A 23,806-nucleotide genomic window follows, 5' to 3' on the forward strand; every position below is an offset into this window, starting at 1 on the left:
AGCAGATGATCCTCAATCTTCAGGTTGGCACGAGCATCACACCACTTCGTCATATCAACCCCACCATGGTGGCGCACTGGAAATACATGAAGGAGTGCGCCGGCATCGGCGGTGGGGTGATGCCAGGCGCGGATCTCAGGATTGCGGAAATCTCGAAGATCCCTGGATCGATGTGGGTTCGGGTTCAGATACCGGGTCGAACCCCTGCCGCCTATCTGAAAATTGCCGGGGAGGAGTACGCGCTCAACTTCCGCGAGCTGTAGAAGCAGCTTCAGCTGCAGAGCATACTGAACTGTGTCCGGCCCGATGCACGCCGCCAAAGCCGCCCGACCTTCCCACCGAGAGGCTCGCACCGGCAATCTGGGGTGATCCTTGCAGTCCACCACCCTGAACGGGCAGAAACCGTGAAGATCTCAGCCTCCGTCAAGAACGCTGGCCTGACGCATGAAGTCCAGGTCTCCACGCAAGGAATTGGCCGAACACTTGCGATCCCGGCGAGATCGACCGGTGGTGGCTCGGCCGTGAATGGCGGCGAGTTCCTGATGCTTGCCTTGGCTACCTGCTACTGCAATGACCTCTATCGAGAGGCAAAGCGTCTCGGGTTGGGGATCCGAAGCGTAGAAGTTGATGCCTCGGCCGACTTCGAAGGTGTGGGCATGGCAGCAACCAACGTGACCTACCAGGCGAGGATCGATTCCGACGAACCTAAGGAGAAAATCGAGCAGTTGCTGCGAGAGACGGATGCAGTCGCCGAAGTTCATAACACCTTGCGGTCGCCCACGACAGTCCGGCTGCTGACGGGAGCTTGAGACTGACCTGCATACCCGTTGCGGTCGCGAAGCGACGCCGAACCCCTCGCTCAACCCCCGACTCGCCATGGCTGGCACGGTAGGCCGGGCCGGCGCCAACCCTACCATCGTCCCCGTCCCGGCTTACCCGACGTGCCTGCGCTCGCGGCGTTAGCTCGAACGTTGTGCGGCGCTTTCGGGCAAAGCGTTCGGCGAACGGAAGGACGGCACCCGCTGCCGAGCAGCCTCTCAACGGCCGACGCCGCTGATAGGGGCCGTTCAAGTGGAGAGGTCGCCGCATGGCTGGCATCTCCAAGAATCGGCATCTGAGGATGTCCGCAGCTCTTGTCGGCGACCACCCCGACTAGGCCCTTGATGATGATTTGCCGGGCCTCCCGGGCAGAATCCAGATGCCCGAGATGAGCCAGGCGGCAGGCCGGCCGGGAAGCCACCTTGAAGAATGGAGCAGCATCAATGGCACTGACGAAGAAGGGCGAGTTCTGGTACGGGACGACGTCCGGTGACACCCAAGCCGAACTGCGTAGCTACAGCGTTGCGAATCGCCATGAGGCCGTCCGGTTTGCCGCGTCCAAATGCAATTGCGGGTGCCGGACCTTCGCGCTGCAGACCGATGAAGAAGCCGGCGTGGCGGTCCGCACCTGCACCGACTGCGGGCAGGAACACTTGATGGGTGACAGCGCGGACTACGTTGAAGAAGCAGTGCCCGAGGCGCACGAGTGCGTGTGCGAGAACGAAGTGTTCGAGCTGATGTCCGGCGTCTCCGTGTACGAGGGCACGCATGACGTGCGCTGGTACTACATCGCTTGCCGCTGTGTGGAATGCAATCTGGTCGGGGTCTTCGCGGACTGGAAATGCGACGCGGGTGATGCGGCGGCCTTCCTTGCCAAAGTATGAGCGGCCGAACCTCGCAGAGATCAGGCCCGAAGGGTCAGGGTCAGGCAAGGCTCAGAGTCAGGGCTCTGGTTTCAAGCCCTGGCTCGAGCAATGCCTGACCCTCTCGCGCTGGAGCGCCATGCCTCGGCACATCGACGGGCGCCATAGGTGAAGCGTCGAGACTGCTCAATGTTTCAAATAGGCGGAAGTAGTCTGGCGGCTGCGGTCCGCGTAGGTTAGACGCTAGATCGAACAAGCATGACCACACATATACCTGCGCATTTGGCTGACTTCTGGAATGCCTTCGCCGATTCCATCGGGGGTGTGGACGCTACCCGTTTCTATGAGGTGTGCGTCTTTGGCGATAGTGAGGATCTGGCGAATGAGCTTGCCGAACTCGTCCTTCGGGGAACTAAGCGCGCCACAGCGGGGGCGGTATGGTCCTACGAAGGTGAAGGGAAACGAATTCCTGTGCCGGGCGATCTCAGCATCGTCACGAACTGGGCGGGCAGCCCGCTCTGCATTATTGAAACCGAATCAGTCGAGGTTGTTCCTTTTAGCGAAGTCAGTTCCGAGTTTGCGGCCACTGAAGGCGAAGGGGATGGTTCGTTGTCGTTCTGGCGAGAGGCACACAGACAGTACTTCACACGCGAATGCGCCCGAGCAGACCGCCAATTCAACGAGAACATGCTCGTTGCCTGTGAGCGGTTCAAGGTTGCCTACCAGCCTTCGACCAGTGCGGCCTAACCAGTATTTGGAGGGCAAGCCTGTGGGGATCGCTGCGCCAGCCGACGCGAGGCGATGGACGAGATCGTCGACTGGCTGACGTTCTACAACCAGCAACGACTTCACTCGTCGCTGGGCTATGTCAGTCCGATGCAGTTCGAAGTGGCATGGCTTGCCGCCCGGCGAAGGCAAGCCGCGCAACGGTCTCAGCTATGGGATCCGGAAACGCGGGCAAGGTCACAGAAGACCAGTTCGGGCGCCGCACGCGCTGTCTTCTCGTTCGCCCCTGGATTGCGTCTGTCAGGATCGAATGGGCGCTCTCAGCGGACAAGCGCCTTGCGGCTCCGACAGCCCAGCTGTAGCGCGCCCTGGGTACGCGCAGCTGTGGCCGTCTTGGGGACGGCGTCGAACGGCGCCCTCCTGGGGCCGCGCGTCTGGGCGCGTCAGCGAACCGCGCCTTCCTGCCTCAGGTGGGCGATGGCGGCGTTGTCGACGCCCAGTTCGTGGAGCAGATCGTCGGTGTGCTGCCCCAGGGTCGGGGCGCCAAACGGGGGCGGTCCGGGCGTCCGATCGAACAGGATGCTGCGGCTGAGCCCCCGGTAGTGACCGACGACCGGGTGGGGCATGCGAGCGATCATGTCCTCGGCGGTCACCTGCGGGTGCTCGAACATCTCTTCGACCCGGCGGGCGGCCGCGCAGGGCACCTCGTCGCCGAACAGGGCCTCCCATTCCAGTGCCGTCTTGTGGCTCAGCGCCTCGTGCAGGCGCGGGATCAGCTCGGTCGCGTGCGTGGCGCGCTTCTTCACGGTGTCGTAGCGCGGGTGTGTGGCGAGGTCCGCGAGGCCCGTCTTCTCGCACAGCGCGCTCCAGAATCGTGCCGTGTTGGCGGAGATGTAGAGGTGACCTTCGCGCGTGGGATGGATGCCCGTGACGCCACCGGAGCGCATGTCCCGCCCGACATCTGCCGGCTCGCCCTCGGCCCAGATCAGGCGAGCGGACTGCATGGCCAGCGCACTGCGCAGCAGTGAGATGGATACCTGCTGCCCCAGACCGCTCTTTTCGCGCTCGTACAGCGCGGATGCGACGCCGCTCGCAAGCAATGCCGCGGCGTAGTAGTCGACCACCGAGCCATACAGGATTTCCGGCGGGCCGCCGGGCTTGCCCTGTAGAGCGCACATGCCAGTCATGGTTTGAAGCACCTGGTCGTAACCGGCCTTCTCCTTCATCGGACCCGTCTCGCCATAGCCCGTCACGGCGCAGTAGATGAGCCGGGGGTTCAGTGCCTGCAGCGTGTCGAAGTCGATGCCCAGCCGCTTCGGCACGCTGGGGCGGAAGTTGTGGACGAGCACGTCGGCGTCGCGCACCAGGCGCAGCAGCAGTGCCAGGCCCTGCGGCTTCTTGAGGTCCAGCACCAGGCCCCGCTTGCTGCGGTTGACGCCCAGGAAGGCCCGGCTCTCGTCGCTCAGCGTGGAGGGGTAATTGCGCAGGTTGTCGCCATCGGGCGGCTCGATCTTCAGGATCTCGGCGCCCTGGTCGGCCAGCAGCGTGCAGCCATAGGGGCCGGCGATGTAGGCGCTGAGGTCCAGCACGCGCACGCCGGCCAGCGGTCCGGCGGGAGTTCCAGTAGGTTTGCCGTTCATGATGCGTCAGGAGCGAGCGACAGCCAGGTCAGGCGCCAGGCCCCGTCGCGGCGGCCTCCGGCCCGGTAGTAGGGATGGAAGGTCAGGTCGGGGCGGTAGCCCAGCGCCATCGTGATTCCCGGCGCGCCATCTTCGTCATCTGCTGACGCGGGGAGTTCGCGAAGCTCGTGCGGCAGCCGCACGGTTTCTTCCGTCTTGAAGCCGTCGATGAGCGTCGTTGCGTAGACCAGCGGCCCGCGCGTCACGGCAACGTAAGCGTGGTGCAGCACCTGTTGAGCGACGGGGCTGCCGTCCGGGGCGCGTGATTCTTGGATGTTCTCGTTGACGCGCTGGTGCAGGCGCGGCGCCATGGGGAAGTCCAGCGTCACCACGTGCTCGCCCTGCCAGGGGCGGGCGGCAATCTCGGCGTACCGGCCCGGCTGCGGCGCCGGCAGGGTCTGGCCGTCCAGGCTGACCGTCGCGCCTTCGGCCCAGCTCGGGATGCGCAGCCGCAGCGCGAACCGCACGCCGGCGTCCGGCGCGATGACGCGCAACTGCACCTTGCCGCTGGCGGGGTAGTCGGTGTGCTGGCTCAGGCGCAGCTTGCCGAGGACCAGGGTGCTCGGGCCGTAGAGGTTGACCGTGACCACGTCGCCCGCATCGCTGACGACGTAGGCGACGTCCTGGAGCTCCTCGAGCGCCATCGCACCGCTGGACTTGCAGCAGCGCCAGTAGGTGGTGTGCACCCGCTTGCCGTTGGGGAAGGAGTAGTAGCACCAGTCCTCGCCGTCGGGCGCCATGGCGCCCAGCAGGTCGTTGTAGGCAGTGCGCTCGATCTCCTCGGCGTGCACGGCTTCGCCCGTGATCTGCAGCAACTCCCGGTTCAGCTGCAGCCAGGCCAGCGTCGAGCAGGTCTCCACGTAGCCCTGCGGACTGAAGGCGCCCGGGGCGTTGAATACTTCACGGGATCGGTGAGCGACGCCGCCCCAGGGGCCGCCGCCCAGCGTGAGGTGCTTGTCGCGGATGCTGTGCCAGAGGCGCTGGACGGCGTCGCGGCAGTCCGGGTCGCCGGTGGCCCGATGCAGCTTGGCAAGGCCCACCAGATTCCAGATCAGCTGGTAGGCCTTGCCCGTGGCGATGTCCGCCGCATCCACGCCGGCGCGGGCTCGCGTGAGCAGCGCCAGCGCAGGGTTGGCGTCGGCCTGCGCGACGATGCGTCGGGCCAGCTCGAGGTAGCGCGGCTCGCCTGTGGCGAGGTGCAGCTCGACGGCCGGATCCAGCAACACGGTGGCCGACATGCCATGGTGGTTGCCCAGCTCGTTGATGTCGATGCCGCCTTCGGCCAGCGTGCGCAGGCAGAGGTCACCGATGCGGCAGGCTGCCGCCAGCCAGCGCTCGTTGGGAAAGTGGCGATGGGCTTCCAGCAGGCCCAGCACGAGATAGCTGTGGGTCCAGATGTCCCAGGTGCGCAGGCTGGGCTCGCCGTTCCAGCTCAGCGGCTTGGGCGGCTGGCGCACCATGAAGCGCCGCGGCGCGGCATAGGTCCCCAGGTAGCCGTCGGGCAACTGGACCTCGACCAGATAGTCCGCCACCCGGCGCAACTGGCGGAACAGCGCCGCGTCACCGCTGCGGGCAGCCGCCTTGGCGGTGGCGTACAGCCACTTGCCGGCGTGCTCGCCGTACCAATCGCCTTCGTCATTGCGCTCGCGGTGCGTCGGCGAGAAGACCGTGATGGCGGGACTGCGCTCGTCTTGGATGAAATGGAACAGCCGGCCGCGCCGGCTCGCTTCCATGGCCTGGCCGAGCAGTCCGCCCAGCTGGGTGTGACTGCGGCTCATGGCTGGCCGCCCGCGGCTGACGCCGGGGTGTCGACCACGCAGCGGAAGCCGATCGCGCCGGAGCGGTCCTTGCTCGGTGCCATCAGCAGGTACTTGCCGTGCTGGTCGAGCCGGTATGCCTGCGGGAAGTACCAGTGCGAGGTCTGCGGCAGGTAGCTGCTGCCGCCGCGCACGATGGCTGCGCGGGTGTGCTCGTCCTCGAACTCGTCTGTCCATTGCCAGACATTGCCGACCAGGTCTAGCACGCCGAAGGCGCTGGCGCCGCGCGGGTGCGCGTCGACGTCATCGGGCGCCTGCAGTGTGCGGCCCCGATGGGGCGCCGGCACGGCGTCGGCATCCCAGGTCTGGCCCCAGGGATAGGGGCGGCCGTCCGTGCCCTGGGCGGCGTACTGCCACTCCCATTCGCGGGGCAGGCGCTTGCCGGCCCAGGCGGCGTAGGCACGCGCATCCTCCAGGCCGACCCAGGTCACGGGCTTGTTCTCCCAACCCGGCTGCGGGCGGCCGTCCACCCAGTCACGCAGGAAGTTGTGGGTGTCCGCCGGCGCGTAGCCACTGGCGTCCATGAAGCGCTTGAACGCGGCGTTCGTGACGGGGTGGCGGTCCATATGGAAGGCCTGCATGTGCAGCCGCCGCCTGTGGTCGCGGCGCGGGCAGCTCTCCCAGGGGTACTGCACGTCCACGCCGGCCCAGGTCTGACCCTCGATTTCGATGCCGCCCACGACGAAGTCGTACTCGCCGCCCGGGATGGTCACCATGCCATCGGGCGGTGTGGCCTGGGGCGCGCTGGGCGCCACGTCGCGCAGGCGCTGCGGCAGGGCGCTCCAGCGTCCCGACAGGGACTGCAGCGGCGTGCACGCCATTTCGGCAGCGCGGGCAAGGTAGGCCGGGTCGACGCCGTTGCCGTCGTCCGTGGCGAGCACGGCGCCATAGCCTTGCGGCTCCAGCGCCAGTTCGATCAAGGCCTGGCCGTCGAGGATGCTTGGCTGCAGCTCGCAGCCGTTCCACAGGTCGAAATAGCGCCGGCCGGCCACGTGGGGCAGGGCCATCTGCTCCCCGGCGATCTCGTACTCCATGCGGTTGACCAGGGTCCACAGCGTGCGCCCGGCGCCGGGGAAGCGGCTGGCGAAGACGCCGGTCTGCAGCGTGGGGGCATAGGGCCGCCAGTCCATGCTGACCATCAGCGGCGCAAAGGCGCGCTGCAGCGCGGAGATGCGGCGCAGCGTCTCGGCGTCCCGGGGCGTGAACTGGTTCCAGATGCCCCAGATGTTCTCCCAGGCGTTGTAGCCCACGCCGTTGAAGTGGATGTACTGCAGGTCGTTGGTGCGGTTGCGGCCCCAGCGGTTCTCCAGGTTGATCATGTGGCGGGGTTCAAGCCACTTCCACTTGGCGACCGAAGGAATCACGTCGGCCGGCACTTTCTTGCCCCAGCTCTGCACGTTCCAGATCAACTGCTCTTCCGACGAGATCGTCGACTCGGGCTGCAGCACGACCGGGCAGCCCACGGCGTCGCAAGCGTCAAAGAAGGCACGCGGCACGCCGTTGTAGGTGTCGCCGTTGATGCCATCGGCGCCAACGGCGCGGATGATGTCGGCGATGGCGTGCCAGTCCCGCTGTCCCTGCGGCCGTGTGCCGTTGTCCCAGGGCTTGGTGGGAAGAAAGACGCGCACACCGCGGCGGTGGAAGGCGTCCACTGCCTTCTTCAGGCCGGCCAGTCCACCGGGCAGGTCGTGGGCGAGGTCGGTCTGGTTGCGGTCGTCCACGCCGATGTTGGGGTAGATGTACCAGATCAGCACGGAGTCGACGCCACCGAAGCGCGCTTCCAGGTCGTCGAGGTAGCGGTCCACGGTGTACTCGCCCGTGACGGGGTCGTAGAAGTAGCGGTCCTCCACCATCATCTGCACGTGGACGAAGTTGCGCTGCGCCCAAAGCAGCTCCGGGCGGCGGTAGTTGGCGTCGTCGTAGCCGATGCGGATCAGGTGCTCGCGTCGCCAGTCGATCAACTCGCGGACCCAGTCGTCGGCGCAGCCCTTGGTGTCGATCTTCCAATGGCCGATGTCGGCGAACGGCCATCCCGGCGCCTTGCCTGGCACAGGCAGGTAGCGACCCGTCGTGACGTGCGAGAAGCGGAACTCGGTACCCAGTTCGTCGCGCTCGTCGTCGCCTGGCGGAAGGATGTGATCGGTCATGCGGGAATGGTCGCGGAATCTTGGGCGAGCAGGGTATCGATTTCGTTGGCCTGCGGGATGCTGGCCTGGGCGCCGGCCCGGGTGCAGGCCAGTGCGGCGGCGGCGCTGGCGCGGCGCAGGGCCGGGCGCAGGCCGTCGCCACGGCTCAGCGCGGCCACCAGCACGCCGCAGAAGGTGTCGCCCGCGGCGGTGGTGTCGACCGCGCGAACAGGGAAGGCCCCCAGGCGGATGACGGCGCCCTCGTGCCGTGCAAGACAGCCGTTGCTGCCCAACGTCACGATGACCGTGGGCACAGCGATGCGCGCGAGCGCCGCCTCCACGCCGTCGGCCGTGCCGGCGATGGCTGCCAGCTCGCTCTCGTTGACCACCAGCAGATCCACGGCGTCGAGCAGTTCGGCGGGCAGCGGACGGGCCGGCGCGGCGTTGAGCACCACGCTGACGCCGGCCGCGCGCGCGCGGCGTGCGTAGGCGGTGACGGTGTCGATGGGCGTTTCGAGCTGCAGCAGGAGGTGGCTGACGCCGTCCAGCGCAGGCAGATGCTCGTCGCGCAGCGCGTTGTTGGCGCCAGGCGCCACGGTGATGGCGTTCTCGGCAGTGTCGGAAACGCAGATGAAGGCGCAGCCCGTGGGCTCAGCGCCGTCGCGAACGACATGCAGCTGAACGCCGGCCTCCGTCAGGGACGCTTCGAGCGCCGCCGCGTGGGCATCCCGCCCCAGCGCCAGCAGCATCCGCACCGGCGCCGTGCCTGCACGGGCGGCGGCGACGGCCTGGTTGGCGCCCTTGCCGCCGGGAAAACAGGCGAAGCCGCGGCCGAGCACGGTTTCACCGGGGGCCGGCACATGGCTGGCGCGGACGACGAAGTCCAGGTTGGCCGATCCGGCCACCAGAACGCTGCGGGACATGGGGGCTCCGGTCAGAAGGTCACGGTCTGCGTCAGCGAGAACACGCGGCCGCGGCCCGAGAAGTAGTTCTTGAAGCCGGGCAGCTGCGACCAGCTCAGGACATAGAACTTGTTGGTCAGGTTCTCGATGCCCAGCGTGGTCTTGCCGTAGCGGCCCCAGTCGTAGTTGGCGCCGAGATCGAGCAGCGTGTAGCCGCGGGTGCGTTCCTCGCCGGACAGGCCGATGTTGAGGTCGCGGCTGAGCAGCCGGGTGAAGCCCAGGTTCACGTCGCCGCCCTGAACGAACTTCCACGTGACGGCGCCGCCAACCTTGTCCGGGCTGGTGTCGTTGACGCCCATGCGCTTGGTGAGCGGTCCGCCGGTGACGAAGGTGGTCTTGCCGAGGATGCGCGAGTACAGGGCGTTGACCTTGATGTCGGGCGTCAGCTGGGCATCGCCGGTCATCTCGAAGCCGCTGATCTCCACGGGGGCGCGGTTCATGATGAAGTCATTGGTCAACGGATCGACCGACAGCGACACGCCCAGGCTGGAATAGGACTGGTAGACCGAGGCGCCGAAGCTGGCCTTCTTGCCTCGCCAGTTCACGCCGACCTCCTTGTTGCGCACGATGATGGCCTGCAGGTCCAGGATGCCGGCCACGTTGGTGTTCTTGGAGTTCTTGTTGATGTTGCGCAGCGGGATGCCTACGTTGGGCAGCGTGAAGCCCTTGCCCACCGATGCGAACACGGACCAGTTTTCCGGCAGCCTCAGCACGGCGCCGATGTTGGGCAGAGTGGCCGCATAGTCGAGCTTGCCGCCGGTCACGTTGATGCGGTCGCGATAGTAGGTGGTGGTGTAGTTGTCCACGCGCAGCGTGCCGTCCTCGCGGCGCACGCCGCCCGACACGGTCAGCGGGCCGACATCCCAGGACAGCTGCGTGTAGGGTGCCACGCTGCGATAGATCATCGGCGGCACCCAAAGCCGGTCGGTCAGGGCCAGGCGCTGCTGGGCGTTGTCCTCGGTCAGGTCCACACCGCCGCGGAACTCCAGCCCCTTGACGCCGAAGGCGTCGGCGTGCGACCACGAGCTGCGCAGGCCCTTCTTCTTGGCCAGGATCTCCGACTGGTCCCACAGCGTGCCCAGCGGCGCGATCAGCGGGTCCTGGCGGTCGCTGCCGTCCTCCGCCGGATAGCGCATGGCTTGGCGGGCGAAGTAGGCGTCGAGCTGCAGCGCGCCGCCCCACAGGTCAGCGTGGCTGTACGAGACGGTGAACTGCTTGAAGTCGTTGAACTCGGCCTTGGAGCCGGGGATGGTGCCCAGCTCCGAGGTGTTGGTCATGCCGGTGTCGCGGTTGCCCTCGACGAGGTGGTAGCGGTTGTTGCCCTCGACCTTGAAGGCGCTGGCGGAGAACTGCAGGCGCTGGTTCTTGTCGGTGCCGAAGTCGAAACCCAGCTTGCCGAAGAAGTTGTTGGACTTGCTGTCCATCAGCGAGCCGCTGGTGTTCAGGCCCACGCGATTGCCGTTGCCGTCGTAGGCAATGCCCCGGTCGATGTGCGAGGCGGACAGGACCATGTCGTAGTCGTCGGTCTTGCGCAGCCAGTTCAGGCCCACCTTGTAGCCCGTGCTGTCGTCCTTGCCTTCGGTCGTGATCCGCGTGGTGATCTGGAACTCGTTGCCGTACTTGGTCGGAACCCGGGAGATGTAGTTGATGATGCCGCCGGCAGCGCCGATGCCCTCGGAGGCCGACGGACCGTTGATGACCTCGATGCGGCCGACCAGACCCATGTCGGTGAACGTGGCATTGCGCGTGCCCTCGCGCAGCGGCGAGCCCTGGGGCACGCCGTCGAACAGGCGCAGCGCGATGCGGCCGCGCAGGTTCTCACCCGTGTTGCTCATGGCCTGCGAGGACTCGGAGTAGCCCGGCACCACGCGCGAAAGCACGGCGGTGGCGTCCTCGGTGATCGCCAGCGTCTGCGACAGCTCGGCCTTGCCGATGACGTTGATCGCGCCAGGGATCTTGTCGATGGCCTTGGCCGTGCGCGTTCCGGTGACGATGGTGCGCTCGAGCTGGTTGGTGTTGTCGTCGGCGGCGGCGCTGGCGGCGGCCCCTGGCGGGGTGGCGGCTTCCTGGGCGTAGGCAGCCGAGATGGCGGCGGCCAGTGTGAGCGTGGCAACGGGAACGACGTGCTTCATGGTCTTGTCTCTGCTGTGGTTATGGAGGCACCGGCCAGCCCCTTGCGGCCCGTGATGGAGCCAGTCTCGGCCAGCCGGGAATAAACAGGAATGGCCTGGATCTATGTTCAGACGACAGGTTTTGTTGCTTCTGCCGCTTGCCACGCCAGGCGGTGGGCGCACCAGTGCAGGCCTTCGCGAAAGGCGGGCTGCCAGACGGGCCAGTCGTGCCCGCCGTCCAGGATGCGCAGCGCAGCCGCGCAACTGGGCTCCCGCCGAAGGCGGCTGTACAGCCGATGGGCTTCCTGGTCGATGTCGTGCGCGGCATCGGCCGGGTTGGGGTGTGTGTACTCCTGGTCTCCGGCGGCGATGAAAAGCCGCAGGGCAGGGGACGAGCCGGGCCTGGCGGCGAGCAGCGCCGGATAGTTGCCGGCCTGGTACAGCGCGTCGACGAAGCGCGTGTGGCCGCGGCCGAAGGCGCCGAACTCACGCGCGCTGGAGCCGGCGGGCGGCAGTGGCGTGTAGATCGCCGGGCTTAGCACGATGGCCGCGCCGAAGGTCTGGGGGCGGGCCAGGGCAAACCGTACGGCGCCGTATCCGCCCATGGAGTAGCCGCCAACGACGCGGAACTCCCGCTCCTGGCGGACGGGCCACATCGCTTCGACGTGGGGGAGCAGCTCGTCGAGCAGCAGGGATTCGACGGGCGCGCCCTCGACATGGGCCGAGTCGACGTAGTAACTGCCGCGGCGGCTCCAGGGGGCGTCCGGCATGACCGCGATCAGCGGCGGTATCTCCGCGGCGGCGATCATGCGGTCGAGGACGTCCCGCACCCGGGTCCAGGCCGACATGTTGTCGCCACGGCCGTGTAGCAACAGCAGCAGGGGATACCGCTGCGTCGTTGCAGGCTCGTGGCCCGGCGGCAGATAGAGCTGGAAGTCGATGGGGCCGCGCCGGCTCTCCAGGCGCGACGCGATCAGCTGCGAGCCGGAGGCCGGCGGAGCGGCTGCATGAGCGCGCGTGAACAGGGGGGACGCGCCAAGGGAGAGAAGCTGGCGCCGATCAGGCATCGGGTCGTGACATGGCGGCGCGGCTCTCCTGGAGGAAGGCCTGCACGAGCCGGATGCGTATGGTCGAGCGCGACCAGACGATCCCGATCCGGCGCGGCTCGCACGGCTGAGGCAGCGGAATCCGGACCAGGTTCAGGCCTTCCGGCCACGGACGTGCCCAGTCCGGGACGAGCGACACGCCCAGTCCGCGGTCGACCATGACCGCGATGGCGTTCAAGGCGTTGAGCTCGAAGCGTTCCCGCGGCGTGATGCCGACCGACCGAAGGTACTGGTCGGCCTGGCGGCCGCCCCACTGGCTGCGGTCGTAGCGGATCAACGGTTCCGTGGCGAGCAGCTCGTGAGGGTCCCGGTCCGCCATGCGTGTGGGTGCGAGCACGACCAAGGGCTCCTCGCGCAGGAGTTCCCAGTCGCAGGTCTTGGGGAGTGCAAAGGGGGCCTGCAGCACGATGGCCGCGTCGAGGTCACCGCTGTCCACCGAGCGGTGCAGCTCAGGCGAGTAGCCCGGCTTGATGAAGACCTGGATGCCGGGGAAGCGCGTGACCATGCGCGCCAGGATGTCCGGCAGCATGCCTGTCAGCGCGTTGGTGCCAGCCCCCAGCCTGAGTTCCCCGGCACTGGGATCGTCGTTCGCCACCGTGCGGAGGTCCGCGACGTCGCGCAGCAGGGCGCGGGCCCGGGGCAGGGCGCGTGCACCGGCCTCGGTGATGTTGACGGTGCGTCCCACGCGTGCGATCAGCGCCGTGCCCATGCCGCGCTCAAGCGTGTGGATCTGCTGGGCCACCGCGGCGGGCGTGATGTTCAGCAAACGGGCCGCGGCTGCCATGGAGCCCTCGTCGACGACGGCGACGAAGGTGCGAAGGAACTCCGTGTCCATGGGGTGTCAGTCGTCTTTGTAGATGGTGAGGCCCTTCAGGGACTGGCGGGGCGGCGGGAACAGCAGGCTGGCCAGGTAGCCGATGACGATGCAAAGCAGGATGGAGATTGCCAGGTAGAAGTAGGGGTGCACCAGCTTCATCCACCAGGCCACGGTGGTCAGCAGTATGGCCGAGGCCACGCCGATGGCGACGCCGGGGGCGTTGGCGCGGCGCGTGAACATGCCCAGCGTGTAGGCACCGGCGAAGCCGCCACCCAGAAGACCTGCGAGCTCGATGGACACGTCGAACAGCGAGTGGATGTCGTAGCGCGACAGCACCAGCGCAAATCCGATGCCGATCAGACCGGCAGCCACCGTCATGAGCTCGGCGAAGAGGACGCTCTTCTTGGGATCCGGGTTCTTGACCAGCTTCTCGTAGAAATCCACCGAGGCCAGCGTGGCGACGCTGTTGATGATGCTGGACAGCGTCGCCATCGCTGCGGCGAAGATGCCGGCGATGATGAGGCCGGTGACTCCCATCGGCAGCTCCGCGGCGATGAACATCGGGAAGGTGGCGTCGATGCTGAGCAGCGGGTTCATGCGCTCGGGGTGGGCCTTGTAGTAGACGTACAGGGCGGTACCGATCGCATAGAAGACGAAGCCACCGGGAATCATGATGGCCGCGAAGGCCCAGATCGATCGGCCGGCGTCGCGATCGTTCTTGGTGGACAAGGTGCGCTGCATCAGCACCTGGTCCTTGGGGAAGGTCAGCACGACGTCGAAAACCACCAGGAAGATGAAGCCCCAGACCGTGGCCTTGGTCAGGTCGAAGCTGAAATCGAACATCTTGGTCTTCTGTGCCGCGGCTGCCTCGCGGGCCACCTCGGCAAGTCCGCCGTCAAGATGCCAGATGACGAAGCCGATGGCGAACAGCGCGCCGCCCATCTTCACGACCAACTGCACGACGTCCGTCCAGACGACGGCTTTCATGCCTCCCAGCGCCGTGTAGGCGATGGTGAAGCCGCCCATCATCAGGATGCTCCACACCATGTCGATGCCGGTGATGGTGGCGATGGCCAGCGAGGGCAGGAACAGGATCACGCTCATGCGGCTGCCCAGCTGCACCAGGATGCACAGCGCGCTGGAGAGCATGCGGATCGCCGGGTGAAAGCGGGTCTCGAGGTAGGAGAACACGCTCATCAGGTCCAGGCGGCGCAGCAACGGCACGATCCAGACCGCGACGAACATCAGGCCGAGCACGGCGATCAGGTTGTTGGTCAGGTACTGCCAGTTGGTTTCGAAGGCCTTGGCCGGGATGGCGATGTAGCTGATGGAGCTGGTGTTCGCCGCGTACAGGCTGACGCCCGCGGCCCAGAAGGGGATGGAACGTCCACCGACAAAGAAGTCGGACGTGGAGTTGCGCTTCTCGCGCAGGTAGAAGTACAGCCCCATGCCCAGCATGGCGACCAGGTAGACCACGATCACCAGCCAGTCCAGCCAGCGCAGCATCAGCTTGCCGGCCTCGACCTCGGCGCCCGCCAGCGTCTGCGCGCCGCGCTCATCGGCACCTTGAAGCCAGGCCAGCCCGGCCTTCCAGGCCGCGGGCTGCCGGGCATCGCCGGGCAGGTCGCTGCGCATCGTGGCCCATGAGCCGGTGATGGTGTGAAAGCTCAGCAACTGCTTGGGCTGGCCCGGCTGTCCCGCGAGGTAGAGCACATGGGCCTGGCCGATGGCGCGGCCCGAGCCGGCCATGACCGGCCCGCTGGGAGCGGGCATGCTGCTCCAGCCCTGGTCTGCGGCCCAGCGCAGTTGCCGGCCGGCCAGCGTGAGGAAGAGCGCGCGGGTCTGTCCCACCAGTGCCAGCGGCTCACCTCCCTCGGGCCAAGCGTCCAGCGCCTGCCAGGCAGGACGGGCCTCTGCGGACTGCAGCTTGTACAGCCGCGGCAGGCCTTCAGGGTCCAGGCCGGCAACGTACAGAGCGTCCTGCAGCGAGGCGGCCTGGGCCTTGCGCAGGCTCATGGGCAGCGGCGGCAGGGCCTGGTAGTCGATGCTGTCGCCCTTGACCTGGGGCCGGGCGAGTGTCCCGACCGTGTCGGGCAGGGTGCCGCCCAGCAGGGCCAGGCCGACGGGCCGGGCTTGCGGCGCGCCCCAGCTGCTGCCATCCGCCGAAAGCAGCCAGGTCTTGCTCGAACCGACGGCCAGCAGTCGGCCGTCTGCGTTCACCAGATCCTGGACCGGTTCGTCGGCCTGCAGCGTTGGCAGGGTCTGGGTACGGATGGTGGCGACCTGCTCCGCTGCCGCCCAGCTTGCCGTTACGGTCGACAGCAAGGCGAGCACGGTCAGCAGACGTGCAACAAGACTCATGGGCTACTTTCTCGGGGAGACGAGCAGGAGCCGGCGGGCCCGCTGCAGAAATGGGGGATCGATCATTTGGCCGTCGACGACAAAGGCCGCGCGCCCCAGTGCGGCGGCGTCGTCGGCGGCCGCGACGATGCGCCGCGCCTGGTCCATGAGTGCGGGGTCTGGCTGGAAGATCTCGTTGGCCGCTGCGATCTGGCTGGGATGGATGCAGCTCTTGCCGATGAAGCCCAGTGCACGCGCCATGGCGGCTTCGGCTCGGAAACCGTCGGTATCTTTAATGTCAGGAAACGCCCCGTCGCAGCAGAAGACGCCGGCCTCGGCGGCCGCCAGGCTGAGCAGGAACAGGGCCGCGTGGACGTTGGCCGGCACGCGCCGGTCGATGCCGGCGGGCTCGAAGAGGTCGCCCAGGCCGAGCTGGAGTCCGGCGACCCGGGGATGCGCCGTCGCGATTTCAGACGCCCGCCGCAGCGCGCCGGGGGTCTCGATGTTGACCAGCAGCGTGGTGTCGCCTGCGAGTCCCGCGGTATCCATGGCCTCCACGGCCGACAGCACTTCGCTTGCGCCCTGCGGTTTGGGCAGGTTCAACATCCCTACCGTCGTGCCCTTGAGCGCGTGCAGGTCTGCCGTGAAGTGTGCAGATCCCATAGCGTTGACCCTGACGATGAACAGCTTGTCGCTGCTCTGGGCCTCGGCGCTTCGCAGGAACCGGCCGACCTCTGATCGGGCTTCATCCTTGCGGCTCTCAGGCACCGCGTCTTCCAGGTCGAACGAGATGGCATCGGCGGCGCTTGCCAAAGCCTTGGCGAAGAACTCGGGACGAATGCCGGGGACGAAAAGCTTGCTGCGCATAGAGATCACCGTCGGGTGCGCGGCAGTATCTTTTCAGGAAAACTTTCTTGCTGAGATTTCAGAAGATAGATTTTCTGTTGTTTTGAGCGTGCGACTCGCCTGGTCCTCCGCGGCTCGGGGCACGGCACTGCCGCCAGCGTACTCCGGGGGGATCCCTCGGCTGCACCCGGCCCGCGCAATCTCTCGTTGTTTGGTGACGTGCGCCGGCGTGCCCACGACCATCGCGCCCACAGGCACATCTTTCGTCACCACGGCAGGTAGCCGAAAGAGTGCCGTCTACAGCGGCCACCGACAACGCTGCAGGAGGGCAAGGTTCTGGGGCGGGTGGGCTACGCAGTGGCGAGTTCCTGATGTCGGAGCTGGAGGCTCGAGAGGCTGTCGTCCCGTTCGGTCTGACGCGCCAAACGCATGCGGCGACGTTGTGTCGCCTGCTCCAATGCCTCGGTCAGCTCGGGAGAAGCCGCGATGCGCCGCAGTGCTTCGTTGATCGACGGCGCGAATTCCGGACTCGTCTTGAGCTTGTAGGTCAGGTAGTCGCCGTGTCGGTCCGGCATGACGGTCCACCAGGCGACGATGCTGTCAGGGTTGCTGAGGTTCAGAAACATGCCGGAGCTCCTTGGCGCTTCACGGTTGTCGGACGGGCCACTGAAGCGCCTGCGACGGCCGGCGAAGTGTTGTTTGCCGCATGAGCGGACAGAGGGGTTTGGGCGTGCCGGTTCCGGATCTCCTGCTCAGCGGCGGCAATTGGACAGGCGGCGCGAGCGACAGCAAGCCATCGGCGACCGGCGGCCAAAGCCTCCTGGTGCGAGTTGCAGTAGTCGCTCATGCCGAAGTGAACCGTGAATGCCCTCAGCCATTCGATCTCCGTGTAGGTGTATCGGGCGGTGGCGACGACGTCGAGGCAGGCAGTGCTCGGCGGGTCGATATCCTTGGCCGCCGTCTGCAAGATTTGTTCAGCCGAACAGGCGGCCTGTGTGGCGGCTTGCGCTGCGAGGGTCCAGCGCGTGACCGCCGCCATCGGCCCAGGCCCAAGAGCGTGCGCCCCGCCAGCCTCATCGAATGCCGCCTTGGCGGCAAGGACCTGGCAGCTGCTGCCCAACTGCGCCTCCAATGCCAGAGCCGCTGCTTCTCTGGCCTGGCCGGAAAGCGCTCTGCCAGAGGGACTCGTCAAGTAGGGGATGTAGGACTTCGTGTTCACACGTGATTCCATGGGGCGTTGACAGCGCTGGGTCTGTCGGGGTCTCGCGTTGCTGCCGTCAAGAGCGGCGGCGGCCACATGATGAATGAATACTGGATATTTGTACAGTAATTTGCGGATGCGCATCTCCGGCGCAGGCGGAGAGGGACCCGCCCCCTGGAGTTGCTTCAAGGATTTCAATGGGTTGGAGCGCCTTTGATTGAACAAAGGGAGTCCATGAGCTGGTGCCGGACGACCTCGCCATGGACATCAAGGCAGCGCGACGAGGCTGGTCGTCAACCGCATGGATGTACGGCATGCGTGCTGTCCGGAACCCCTCGTTGCTGCTCGATCAACCGACATGCACCGGTCAACCCGCATCAGGGACACGATGCGTCTTTGACCGCCGGGCTCGAGGTCCGCGTCGACGAACGATGGTGTGGCGAAGGCCGATTGGAGAAGGCTCCGAGTCGGTGCGCAACTTCGAAGTAGTGCTGGCGCCATGACCATTTGCCGGCTTTGGCGCGCGCGATCCTCAGGGCCGACGCGGCACCCAGTACGCCGCCGGCCCATCGGATTGGCCTGGCCGACCCGCCGTGACGGGAGGGACAAGGATCTGACAGGCGCCGCAACCGCATTAGTTTGGAGGCCGGGTGGACCTGATCGATTGAAAGACGGGACGATGGTGGCGTGTCTGCCTGTTAGCAGGGCCGCCAGGCCTGCATCGTCCGTCAGCTTGCTGATGCGGCCTGCTTGATGCTTTTTCGATGATGAGGTGGCCAGACCCAACTGGCTGAACGGTTCGATTCGTTCTTGCCCCGGCCCTTGTCGTGCGCCTCGCGCTGGCAGTGAGATCAGGTCGACAGCAATGCCCGGCGCTTTGCGTGACCTGCTTGTGGGGGCCGCTCTCCATGGCGTTCGTCGATGAAAGATATGGCGGCCAGGATGCCAATGAGGCAGGTGCACTCGACGGTCGCGGCATTCCGCCCGGGGTGGGGCTGGAGGCGTTGCTCGGGGCGGCGCCAGATTTCGCAATCAGCGCTGAGTGGCACACCGCCACGCATGGGCAGTGTCCCGCACAAACTGGTCTGGCTAGACCCGATACAGCACGATGACCACCAGTGTCGTCAGGCACATCAATGCGTTTCCGATGTTGACGGCGATCGCGCGATTCATGCGCCGCCCATTGTTCTCGTGCAACCAGGCTGCCATGGTGGCGTTCGCGCCAAACCACGTCGCCCACGTGATCAAGGAATGCTGGCTGCTTTCTCCATTCACATAGATGGTCCACAAGGTAGGCGCGTACGCGAGCACTCGCACCGAGTTGAAGATCGTGAACAGCCAGCTCAGCATCCCCACGTAGGTGATGCGCTTCGGTGAGAGGCTTCGCCCAGTCGTCGCCGCGGCGACCTTCAGAGTAGTTTCCACAATGCCCTCGCAGTGGCCTGTCGATGCGACACATGATCGGCAGGGCCAGCGCTGCCGGGAATGCTCCCTGCGTTAAACGCGGCATGAACGATTGGTTCATGCCGCGTTCGATCGCGGACTGGCACCGCAGGGGCGCGTCGGTGGCGGCGCAATGCCGCCTGTTTTGGCTCTGGATGCCATTGATCGGGACTCGGCCTGAACCGATGGTTCAGGCTGGCCCCAACAGCCGCTACCTTTCCCGCAGGCCTGTACTCCGCCAGACTGCGCTCCATTCACTCAGCCAGGAGCGTCGACATGAACCTCTTGAACACAGGACTCTTCGTCGGCGCCCTGGCGCTGCTGACCGCGTCAGCGGAGGCGCAGGCAACGTACCCTAGCAAGCCCATACGGCTGATCGTGCCGATTGCCGCGGGTGGTCCCAGCGATGCCGCGGCACGGGCGCTGGCCAGGGGCCTGACCGTCAGGCTCGGCCAGGAGGTGCTGGTGGACAACCGCCCGGGCGGCAGCACCGGCCTCGGGGCCGGGGCCGTGCTCAACGCAGCGCCAGATGGCTACACCTTGCTTTTCGCGCTGGCGTCCAACGCCGGTCTGCCGCACCTGAGCAAGGTCTCGCCGTACAGGTCGCTCGGCGAGTTCTCGCCGGTTTCGGCCATCGGCGGCAACACGCAATGCCTGGTGGTGCCTGCGAGCGTGCCGGCCAAGACGTTGGCGGAGTTCGCCGCTTATGCCAGGTCCAGTACGCAGCCGTTGATGCGGGGCTCGAACAACGTCGCCGAGGACATGGTGGCCGGTCAGATCACAAGCGCGTTGGGATTCAAGCTCGAACGCGTGCCCTACAAGGGATTTCCTCAGATGCTGCCCGACTTGCTCGAGGGCCGTGTCCAGGCGGCCGTGGCGCCGGTCGGCGCCAGCGCGCCTCATGTGCGCTCAGGGCGGCTCGTGATGCTTGGCTGCAGCACTGCCGAACGCATCGCCGCGCTGCCCATGGTGCCCACGTTGGGCGAGTCCGGCGTGTCCGCCGCACCGTTGATCACGGCCCACTTCGTGCTCGGGCCACCGCGACTTCCTGCGGAAATCGTCGAGCGCCTGGCTACCGCCGTGCACCAGACTGCGCTGACAACTGATTTCAGGCAGGAGATGGAACGCCTACTGATCGTCGGCGGGGCTCGCCCGCCCGCCGAGGCGCGAGAACTGATTCGCCAGGCCGAAGCTCAGTACGTGCAGTACGTCCGGGAGACCGGCGCAAGCATCGACTGAATCGAGGAACTCAGCGATGGGTCAGCCAACTCGATGCGCGTCGGCTGCTGCCGCGATGCCATGCCGGCCGGACGTCGAGGCTGGTGTGCCCTTTGGCATCGGTCAACTGCGCGAGCTCGGTGCTGTGCGTGGCCAGAAAATCGGCAAAGACGCGCAGACGCAAGGTCCGGCGCAGCTCCGGCTTGAAATAGATCGCCAACGGCGGCGGGTCCAACATTTCCCAGTCAAGCAGCACTGGAGCCAGGCGGCCACTGGCCAACTCAGCTTGTGCCGTGGCGTAGGCGATGCGCATCACGCCGCCGTCTCTCAAGGCGAGTTCCAGCAGGTTGTCACGATAGTTGGAATTGAGCCAGCCGCGCACGACCACTTGCTCGATGACCTCGCCCTGCGGCCCATTCTGGCGATATCGCCAAAGATCCAGCAGCTTGCCATAGGGGTTGCGGTAGCTCAGGCAGTTGTGCTGGCTCAGCTCGCTCGGGTGGCGAGGTATGCCGTGGCGCTTCCAGTAGGCGGGCGTCGCCACGGTGACCTGCGGCATGACCGCCAGCTCGCGCCGCACCCAGTCGCCGGCTTCGAACCAGCCATGCAGAACCAACAGGTCGCAGTCCCGAGCGGCGGCCTCGCCCAGGTGCAGGATGGCCCGCAGGTCCAACGTCAGGTCCGGATAGCCGGCATGAAAGGCCTGCAGCGCCGGCACGATGCAGTGCTGCAGAAAGAAGGGCGTGCCGCCGACCACCAACGTGCCCTGCGGGCGCTGCCGGGCCTGACGAAGCGCCTCGTCAGCCGCCTGCAGCTGCGCCAACAGCGGTGCGCACGCATCGGCGTACTGCGCTCCGTCCGCGGTGAGCTTGAGCCCGCGGCTGTCTCGCTGGAACAGCGTGGTTCCGACCTGCTTCTCGAGCGCGCCCACCAACTTGGCCACCGCTTGGAGGCTCACGCCTTGCTCGCGCGCTGCGGCAGACAAGCTGCCAGTCTGTGCGGCAGCAAGGAAGTACTGGAGTGCTTTGAGTTTGTCCACCTTCGGGGAGTGTGACGTGAAGATGCAGACATTGGCAACTGGGCAGGAGCTCGCCGCCGCCCGTCATCTGGTTGAACTGATCGGTGGCAACTGGGCCACGCAGGCCATCGGCGTCGCGGCACGTCTGGAGCTGGCCAACCATGTGGCGGCGGGTATCAAAGATGTGGACTCGCTGGCGCGCACTTGCGGTTGCGATGCGTCGGCCTTGCATCGGCTGCTGCGGGGTCTGGCCTCTCTGGGCTTGCTTCGGCTCGAGAGCGGCCGCTGCAGCCTGACCGCGACCGGCGAGCTGCTGCGCAGCGATGCCCCGCTGGGGTTGAATGCGCATGCGCAATGGTGGTCTGGGCAGGCCTGGAATGTCTGGTCGGATCTGATGGGCAGTGTCCGCACCGGGCAGAGCGCTCGCCAGCGTCAACATGGTCAGAAGGGGTTTGACCATCTCGAAGTCGACGCTGAGTCCGCGCACCTCTTTCACCGTTCGATGGCGGAATTGACGCGGCTGGTTGCGGTCGACTTGGCAGGCTCATCCGCGCTGCCCGATTCAGGTGTCGTCATGGACCTTGGCGGCGGCCATGGCGAGCTGCTCGCCGAGGTGCTGCGTGCTCGTCCCGGTCTTCAAGGCGTGCTTTTCGACCTGGAGCATGCCGTCGCGGGAGCGCTGGAGCACCTGCGCGAAGCCGGCGTAGCCGAACGTGCGACGGCGACGTCGGGCGACTTCTTCGCGGCCCTGCCAGGCCCCGTGGACGTGGTCCTGCTCAAGAGCGTCCTGCACGACTGGAGCGACGAGGACGCGGTGCGCATCCTGCAACGCGCGCGTGGCGCGCTGGCCCCCAAGGGCCGAGTGCTGGTGATCGAGCGCGTCATGCCCGAACAGCTGGAGGACCGGCCGGAGCACCGCACCACTGCGCGCAGCGACCTCAACATGCTGGTCGGCCTGGGCGGCCGCGAGCGCACGGCCGGGGACTACGACAGCTTGCTGCGGTCGGCAGGTCTGTCAAGGCGGCGCACGATTCCCGCTGCGGCGGCGTTCTCGTTGATCGAGGCCCATGTCCTCGATCGGGAATGACAACACTGAAGGAGGTGCCTTGGAGACCGGAGGCCCTGCAGGGCAGCGATGCCGTCTCTGCGTTTGACCAGCGAGACGAGCATCCCCAGGCGGGTGCAATCGTCTGAAAAGCGCGAGCACCCGGCCGTAGCTTACAAGCCAACCCCAGAACCCGGGTTCCCGGTCCTGGGGCGGGCGATGGATGCCTCAGTCCTTGAGCATTGCTTGGGGCGTGCCCAGGCGTTGCCGAATCAGGCCTGGGCAGCGCTGGAGGGATCGAAACGGCGATAGCGACCCAATCCCAACAGGGCCACGGCACCCAACACCAGGAACACCGCGGCGAGAGTCAGCACCGAGTGGTAGGAGCCGGTCTTGTCGAACGCTTTACCGAACACGACGGGGGCGATACCGGCACCGAAGGCGAAGAAGCCGTACTGTGCGCCGTAGATGGCGCCATAGCTCTTCATGCCGAAATATCGTGCCACCAGAAACGCCATCAGGTCGTACTCAATGCCCGCGGCCATGCCGATCAGCACGATGGCGACGCGGGCGCTGCTCGTGGTCAGCTGTGCATCGGCCAGCATGTAGCAGGCGAAAGCCGGCAAGCTGATCATCACCAGCGCAACGCCCGGCGCCCAAAGGCGGTCGATGAGCCAGCCGCCAGCGATGCGGCCGACGATGACAGACAGGCCGATCAGCGAGACGAGGGCCACGATGTCGTCACGGGCGAAACCGGCGATCTTGAGGATGTTCTCCATGTTCGGGATCAACCCGCCCACCGAGAACGAGATCAGCACGAAGGCGACGGCCAGCAGCCAGAAACGGTAATCGCGCAGCGATTCGCGCAAAGTCAGCCCCGGTGCGGCGGCCGCCCGGCGTGCCAAGGCGGCTCGGCGGTCCGCGCTGTTGGTCAGTGAGCCGTCGACGTCATGGAAGGCCAGCAATGCGACGGGCAGCGAGATCAGCAGCGGCAGCAGGCCCACCACCACGTAGGCGGCGCGCCAGCCATAGTCGGCGATGAGCCAGGCAGTCAGCGGCTTGACCAGGAAGCCGAAAACACCCGTGCCCAGCAGCGACAGTCCCAGCGCCAGTCCCTTGTGCAGGTCAAAGCGGTTGTTGACCGCGCGCGTCCAGGTGATGGGCAGCGTGCCGGCGCCGAAGATCGCCATCAACGCCCAATTCAGGTAAAAGAGTTCGATGGAGCCGGTGTTCAGCGCGAAGCTCATGAAGCTGAGGCTGAACAGCACGATGGACACCAGCGTCACGCGGCGCACGCCGTAGCGGTCGGCGAGCAGGCCCACCAGCGGGCTGACGATGAGCACGCCCAGCGTCATGATGGGCAGGCCCACCATCATGGCGCTGAACTCCCAGCCGAAGGCCTTGCGAAGTTCGGGCGCAAGCATGCCGATGGTATAGAACGGTACGGGCGACAGGCCCAGGCCGATGCCCAGCATGGCCGCCAGCACCACCCCCCAGCCGCGCCGGAATTCCTGGCTGCCCGCTTGTGCGGTCGGCGCGTTGTTAACCATGTCCATCTGAATACGTCCTAGCTGAGTTTGACGGGCGGCATTCTCGGCCAGTGCCGATTCATGCCAGAAGAAGTTGTCCGTACAAAATGATTCTAGGAAGACTTTTCCGACGCGCTTCC

At 66.5% G+C, this 23,806-nt stretch carries 20 protein-coding genes and 1 pseudogene; 7 read left to right on the forward strand and 14 right to left on the reverse strand.

Annotation, left to right across the window (positions count from 1 at the left end; genetic code table 11):
- The 5 genes and pseudogenes from VGF12_RS17665 to VGF12_RS17685 all read left to right on the forward strand — a co-directional run.
- The coding region (locus tag VGF12_RS17665; protein WP_331177358.1) for a hypothetical protein at positions 1–263 on the forward strand (263 nt) is incomplete at its 5' end.
- A gap of 141 nt (positions 264–404) precedes the next feature.
- A complete protein-coding gene (locus VGF12_RS17670; RefSeq protein ID WP_331177359.1) occupies positions 405–809 on the forward strand; it encodes an OsmC family protein in 405 nt (134 codons plus the stop codon).
- 453 nt (positions 810–1,262) lie between these two features.
- A complete protein-coding gene (locus VGF12_RS17675; protein WP_331177360.1) occupies positions 1,263–1,703 on the forward strand; it encodes a hypothetical protein in 441 nt (146 codons plus the stop codon).
- A 261-nt stretch (positions 1,704–1,964) separates the two neighbouring features.
- Complete coding sequence (locus VGF12_RS17680) at positions 1,965–2,429, forward strand: ASCH domain-containing protein (protein ID WP_331177361.1); 465 nt, start codon at positions 1,965–1,967, stop codon at positions 2,427–2,429.
- A gap of 24 nt (positions 2,430–2,453) precedes the next feature.
- A pseudogene (locus VGF12_RS17685) lies at positions 2,454–2,606 on the forward strand (IS3 family transposase); the annotation flags it as partial.
- A gap of 245 nt (positions 2,607–2,851) precedes the next feature.
- Here VGF12_RS17685 and VGF12_RS17690 read toward each other — a convergent pair.
- The 12 genes from VGF12_RS17690 to VGF12_RS17745 form a co-directional block, all read right to left on the reverse strand.
- Complete coding sequence (locus VGF12_RS17690) at positions 2,852–4,048, reverse strand: CoA transferase (RefSeq protein ID WP_331177362.1); 1,197 nt, start codon at positions 4,046–4,048, stop codon at positions 2,852–2,854.
- The gene (locus tag VGF12_RS17695; protein ID WP_331177363.1) at positions 4,045–5,865 is read right to left on the reverse strand and encodes a glycoside hydrolase family 127 protein; all 1,821 of its coding nucleotides are present in this window, start codon (positions 5,863–5,865) and stop codon (positions 4,045–4,047) included. The genes VGF12_RS17690 and VGF12_RS17695 overlap by 4 nt, the downstream gene beginning before the upstream one ends.
- Entirely contained in the window at positions 5,862–8,051 is a 2,190-nt protein-coding gene (locus tag VGF12_RS17700; protein ID WP_331177364.1) for a formylglycine-generating enzyme family protein, read from the reverse strand. Before VGF12_RS17700 ends, VGF12_RS17695 begins: the two co-directional genes overlap by 4 nt.
- A complete protein-coding gene (locus VGF12_RS17705) occupies positions 8,048–8,953 on the reverse strand; it encodes a ribokinase (protein WP_331177365.1) in 906 nt (301 codons plus the stop codon). The genes VGF12_RS17700 and VGF12_RS17705 overlap by 4 nt, the downstream gene beginning before the upstream one ends.
- 11 nt (positions 8,954–8,964) lie before the next feature.
- Complete coding sequence (locus VGF12_RS17710; protein ID WP_331177366.1) at positions 8,965–11,124, reverse strand: TonB-dependent receptor; 2,160 nt, start codon at positions 11,122–11,124, stop codon at positions 8,965–8,967.
- Between the two features lie 107 nt (positions 11,125–11,231).
- Positions 11,232–12,170, reverse strand: coding sequence for an alpha/beta hydrolase (locus tag VGF12_RS17715; protein ID WP_331177367.1), 939 nt, complete (start codon positions 12,168–12,170; stop codon positions 11,232–11,234).
- Positions 12,163–13,044: a LysR family transcriptional regulator gene (locus VGF12_RS17720; RefSeq protein WP_331177368.1), complete on the reverse strand. Its 882-nt coding sequence runs from the start codon at positions 13,042–13,044 to the stop codon at positions 12,163–12,165. The genes VGF12_RS17715 and VGF12_RS17720 overlap by 8 nt, the downstream gene beginning before the upstream one ends.
- A 6-nt stretch (positions 13,045–13,050) precedes the next feature.
- Complete coding sequence (locus VGF12_RS17725) at positions 13,051–15,387, reverse strand: sodium:solute symporter (RefSeq protein WP_331177369.1); 2,337 nt, start codon at positions 15,385–15,387, stop codon at positions 13,051–13,053.
- Between the two features lie 3 nt (positions 15,388–15,390).
- Positions 15,391–16,233: a CoA ester lyase gene (locus tag VGF12_RS17730; RefSeq protein WP_331177370.1), complete on the reverse strand. Its 843-nt coding sequence runs from the start codon at positions 16,231–16,233 to the stop codon at positions 15,391–15,393.
- 329 nt (positions 16,234–16,562) lie between these two features.
- Complete coding sequence (locus tag VGF12_RS17735; protein ID WP_331177371.1) at positions 16,563–16,838, reverse strand: hypothetical protein; 276 nt, start codon at positions 16,836–16,838, stop codon at positions 16,563–16,565.
- The gene (locus VGF12_RS17740) at positions 16,829–17,602 is read right to left on the reverse strand and encodes a hypothetical protein (RefSeq protein ID WP_331177372.1); all 774 of its coding nucleotides are present in this window, start codon (positions 17,600–17,602) and stop codon (positions 16,829–16,831) included. The genes VGF12_RS17735 and VGF12_RS17740 overlap by 10 nt, the downstream gene beginning before the upstream one ends.
- 900 nt (positions 17,603–18,502) lie before the next feature.
- Complete coding sequence (locus tag VGF12_RS17745) at positions 18,503–18,838, reverse strand: hypothetical protein (protein ID WP_331177373.1); 336 nt, start codon at positions 18,836–18,838, stop codon at positions 18,503–18,505.
- Positions 18,839–19,132: 294 nt separating this feature from the next.
- Between VGF12_RS17745 and VGF12_RS17750 the strand changes: the two genes are divergently transcribed.
- Positions 19,133–20,095: a tripartite tricarboxylate transporter substrate binding protein gene (locus VGF12_RS17750; RefSeq protein ID WP_331177374.1), complete on the forward strand. Its 963-nt coding sequence runs from the start codon at positions 19,133–19,135 to the stop codon at positions 20,093–20,095.
- Between the two features lie 10 nt (positions 20,096–20,105).
- Here the strand turns inward: VGF12_RS17750 and VGF12_RS17755 are convergent, their stop codons facing one another.
- Positions 20,106–21,113, reverse strand: a complete 1,008-nt coding sequence (locus VGF12_RS17755; protein ID WP_331177375.1) for a LysR family transcriptional regulator — start codon at positions 21,111–21,113, stop codon at positions 20,106–20,108.
- A gap of 22 nt (positions 21,114–21,135) precedes the next feature.
- Here VGF12_RS17755 and VGF12_RS17760 point away from each other — a divergent pair, with 22 nt between their 5' ends.
- Entirely contained in the window at positions 21,136–22,179 is a 1,044-nt protein-coding gene (locus VGF12_RS17760) for a methyltransferase (protein ID WP_331177385.1), read from the forward strand.
- A 230-nt stretch (positions 22,180–22,409) separates the two neighbouring features.
- Here the strand turns inward: VGF12_RS17760 and VGF12_RS17765 are convergent, their stop codons facing one another.
- The gene (locus VGF12_RS17765) at positions 22,410–23,693 is read right to left on the reverse strand and encodes an MFS transporter (protein ID WP_331177376.1); all 1,284 of its coding nucleotides are present in this window, start codon (positions 23,691–23,693) and stop codon (positions 22,410–22,412) included.
- Positions 23,694–23,806 lie beyond the last annotated feature (113 nt).

Origin of the sequence: Roseateles sp., assembly GCF_036404855.1 — a bacterium.
Classification (GTDB): domain Bacteria; phylum Pseudomonadota; class Gammaproteobacteria; order Burkholderiales; family Burkholderiaceae_C; genus Pelomonas.

Bases quoted from the DNA above. Each gene is read 5' to 3' on its own strand.
- VGF12_RS17675 (WP_331177360.1), top strand. From the start codon at position 1,263: ATGGCACTGACGAAGAAGGGCGAGTTCTGGTACGGGACGACGTCCGGT.
- VGF12_RS17690 (WP_331177362.1), bottom strand. From the start codon at position 4,048: ATGAACGGCAAACCTACTGGAACTCCCGCCGGACCGCTGGCCGGCGTG.
- VGF12_RS17695 (WP_331177363.1), bottom strand. From the start codon at position 5,865: ATGAGCCGCAGTCACACCCAGCTGGGCGGACTGCTCGGCCAGGCCATG.
- VGF12_RS17700 (WP_331177364.1), bottom strand. From the start codon at position 8,051: ATGACCGATCACATCCTTCCGCCAGGCGACGACGAGCGCGACGAACTG.
- VGF12_RS17705 (WP_331177365.1), bottom strand. From the start codon at position 8,953: ATGTCCCGCAGCGTTCTGGTGGCCGGATCGGCCAACCTGGACTTCGTC.
- VGF12_RS17710 (WP_331177366.1), bottom strand. From the start codon at position 11,124: ATGAAGCACGTCGTTCCCGTTGCCACGCTCACACTGGCCGCCGCCATC.
- VGF12_RS17715 (WP_331177367.1), bottom strand. From the start codon at position 12,170: ATGCCTGATCGGCGCCAGCTTCTCTCCCTTGGCGCGTCCCCCCTGTTC.
- VGF12_RS17720 (WP_331177368.1), bottom strand. From the start codon at position 13,044: ATGGACACGGAGTTCCTTCGCACCTTCGTCGCCGTCGTCGACGAGGGC.
- VGF12_RS17725 (WP_331177369.1), bottom strand. From the start codon at position 15,387: ATGAGTCTTGTTGCACGTCTGCTGACCGTGCTCGCCTTGCTGTCGACC.
- VGF12_RS17730 (WP_331177370.1), bottom strand. From the start codon at position 16,233: ATGCGCAGCAAGCTTTTCGTCCCCGGCATTCGTCCCGAGTTCTTCGCC.
- VGF12_RS17735 (WP_331177371.1), bottom strand. From the start codon at position 16,838: ATGTTTCTGAACCTCAGCAACCCTGACAGCATCGTCGCCTGGTGGACC.
- VGF12_RS17750 (WP_331177374.1), top strand. From the start codon at position 19,133: ATGAACCTCTTGAACACAGGACTCTTCGTCGGCGCCCTGGCGCTGCTG.
- VGF12_RS17760 (WP_331177385.1), top strand. From the start codon at position 21,136: ATGCAGACATTGGCAACTGGGCAGGAGCTCGCCGCCGCCCGTCATCTG.
- VGF12_RS17765 (WP_331177376.1), bottom strand. From the start codon at position 23,693: ATGGACATGGTTAACAACGCGCCGACCGCACAAGCGGGCAGCCAGGAA.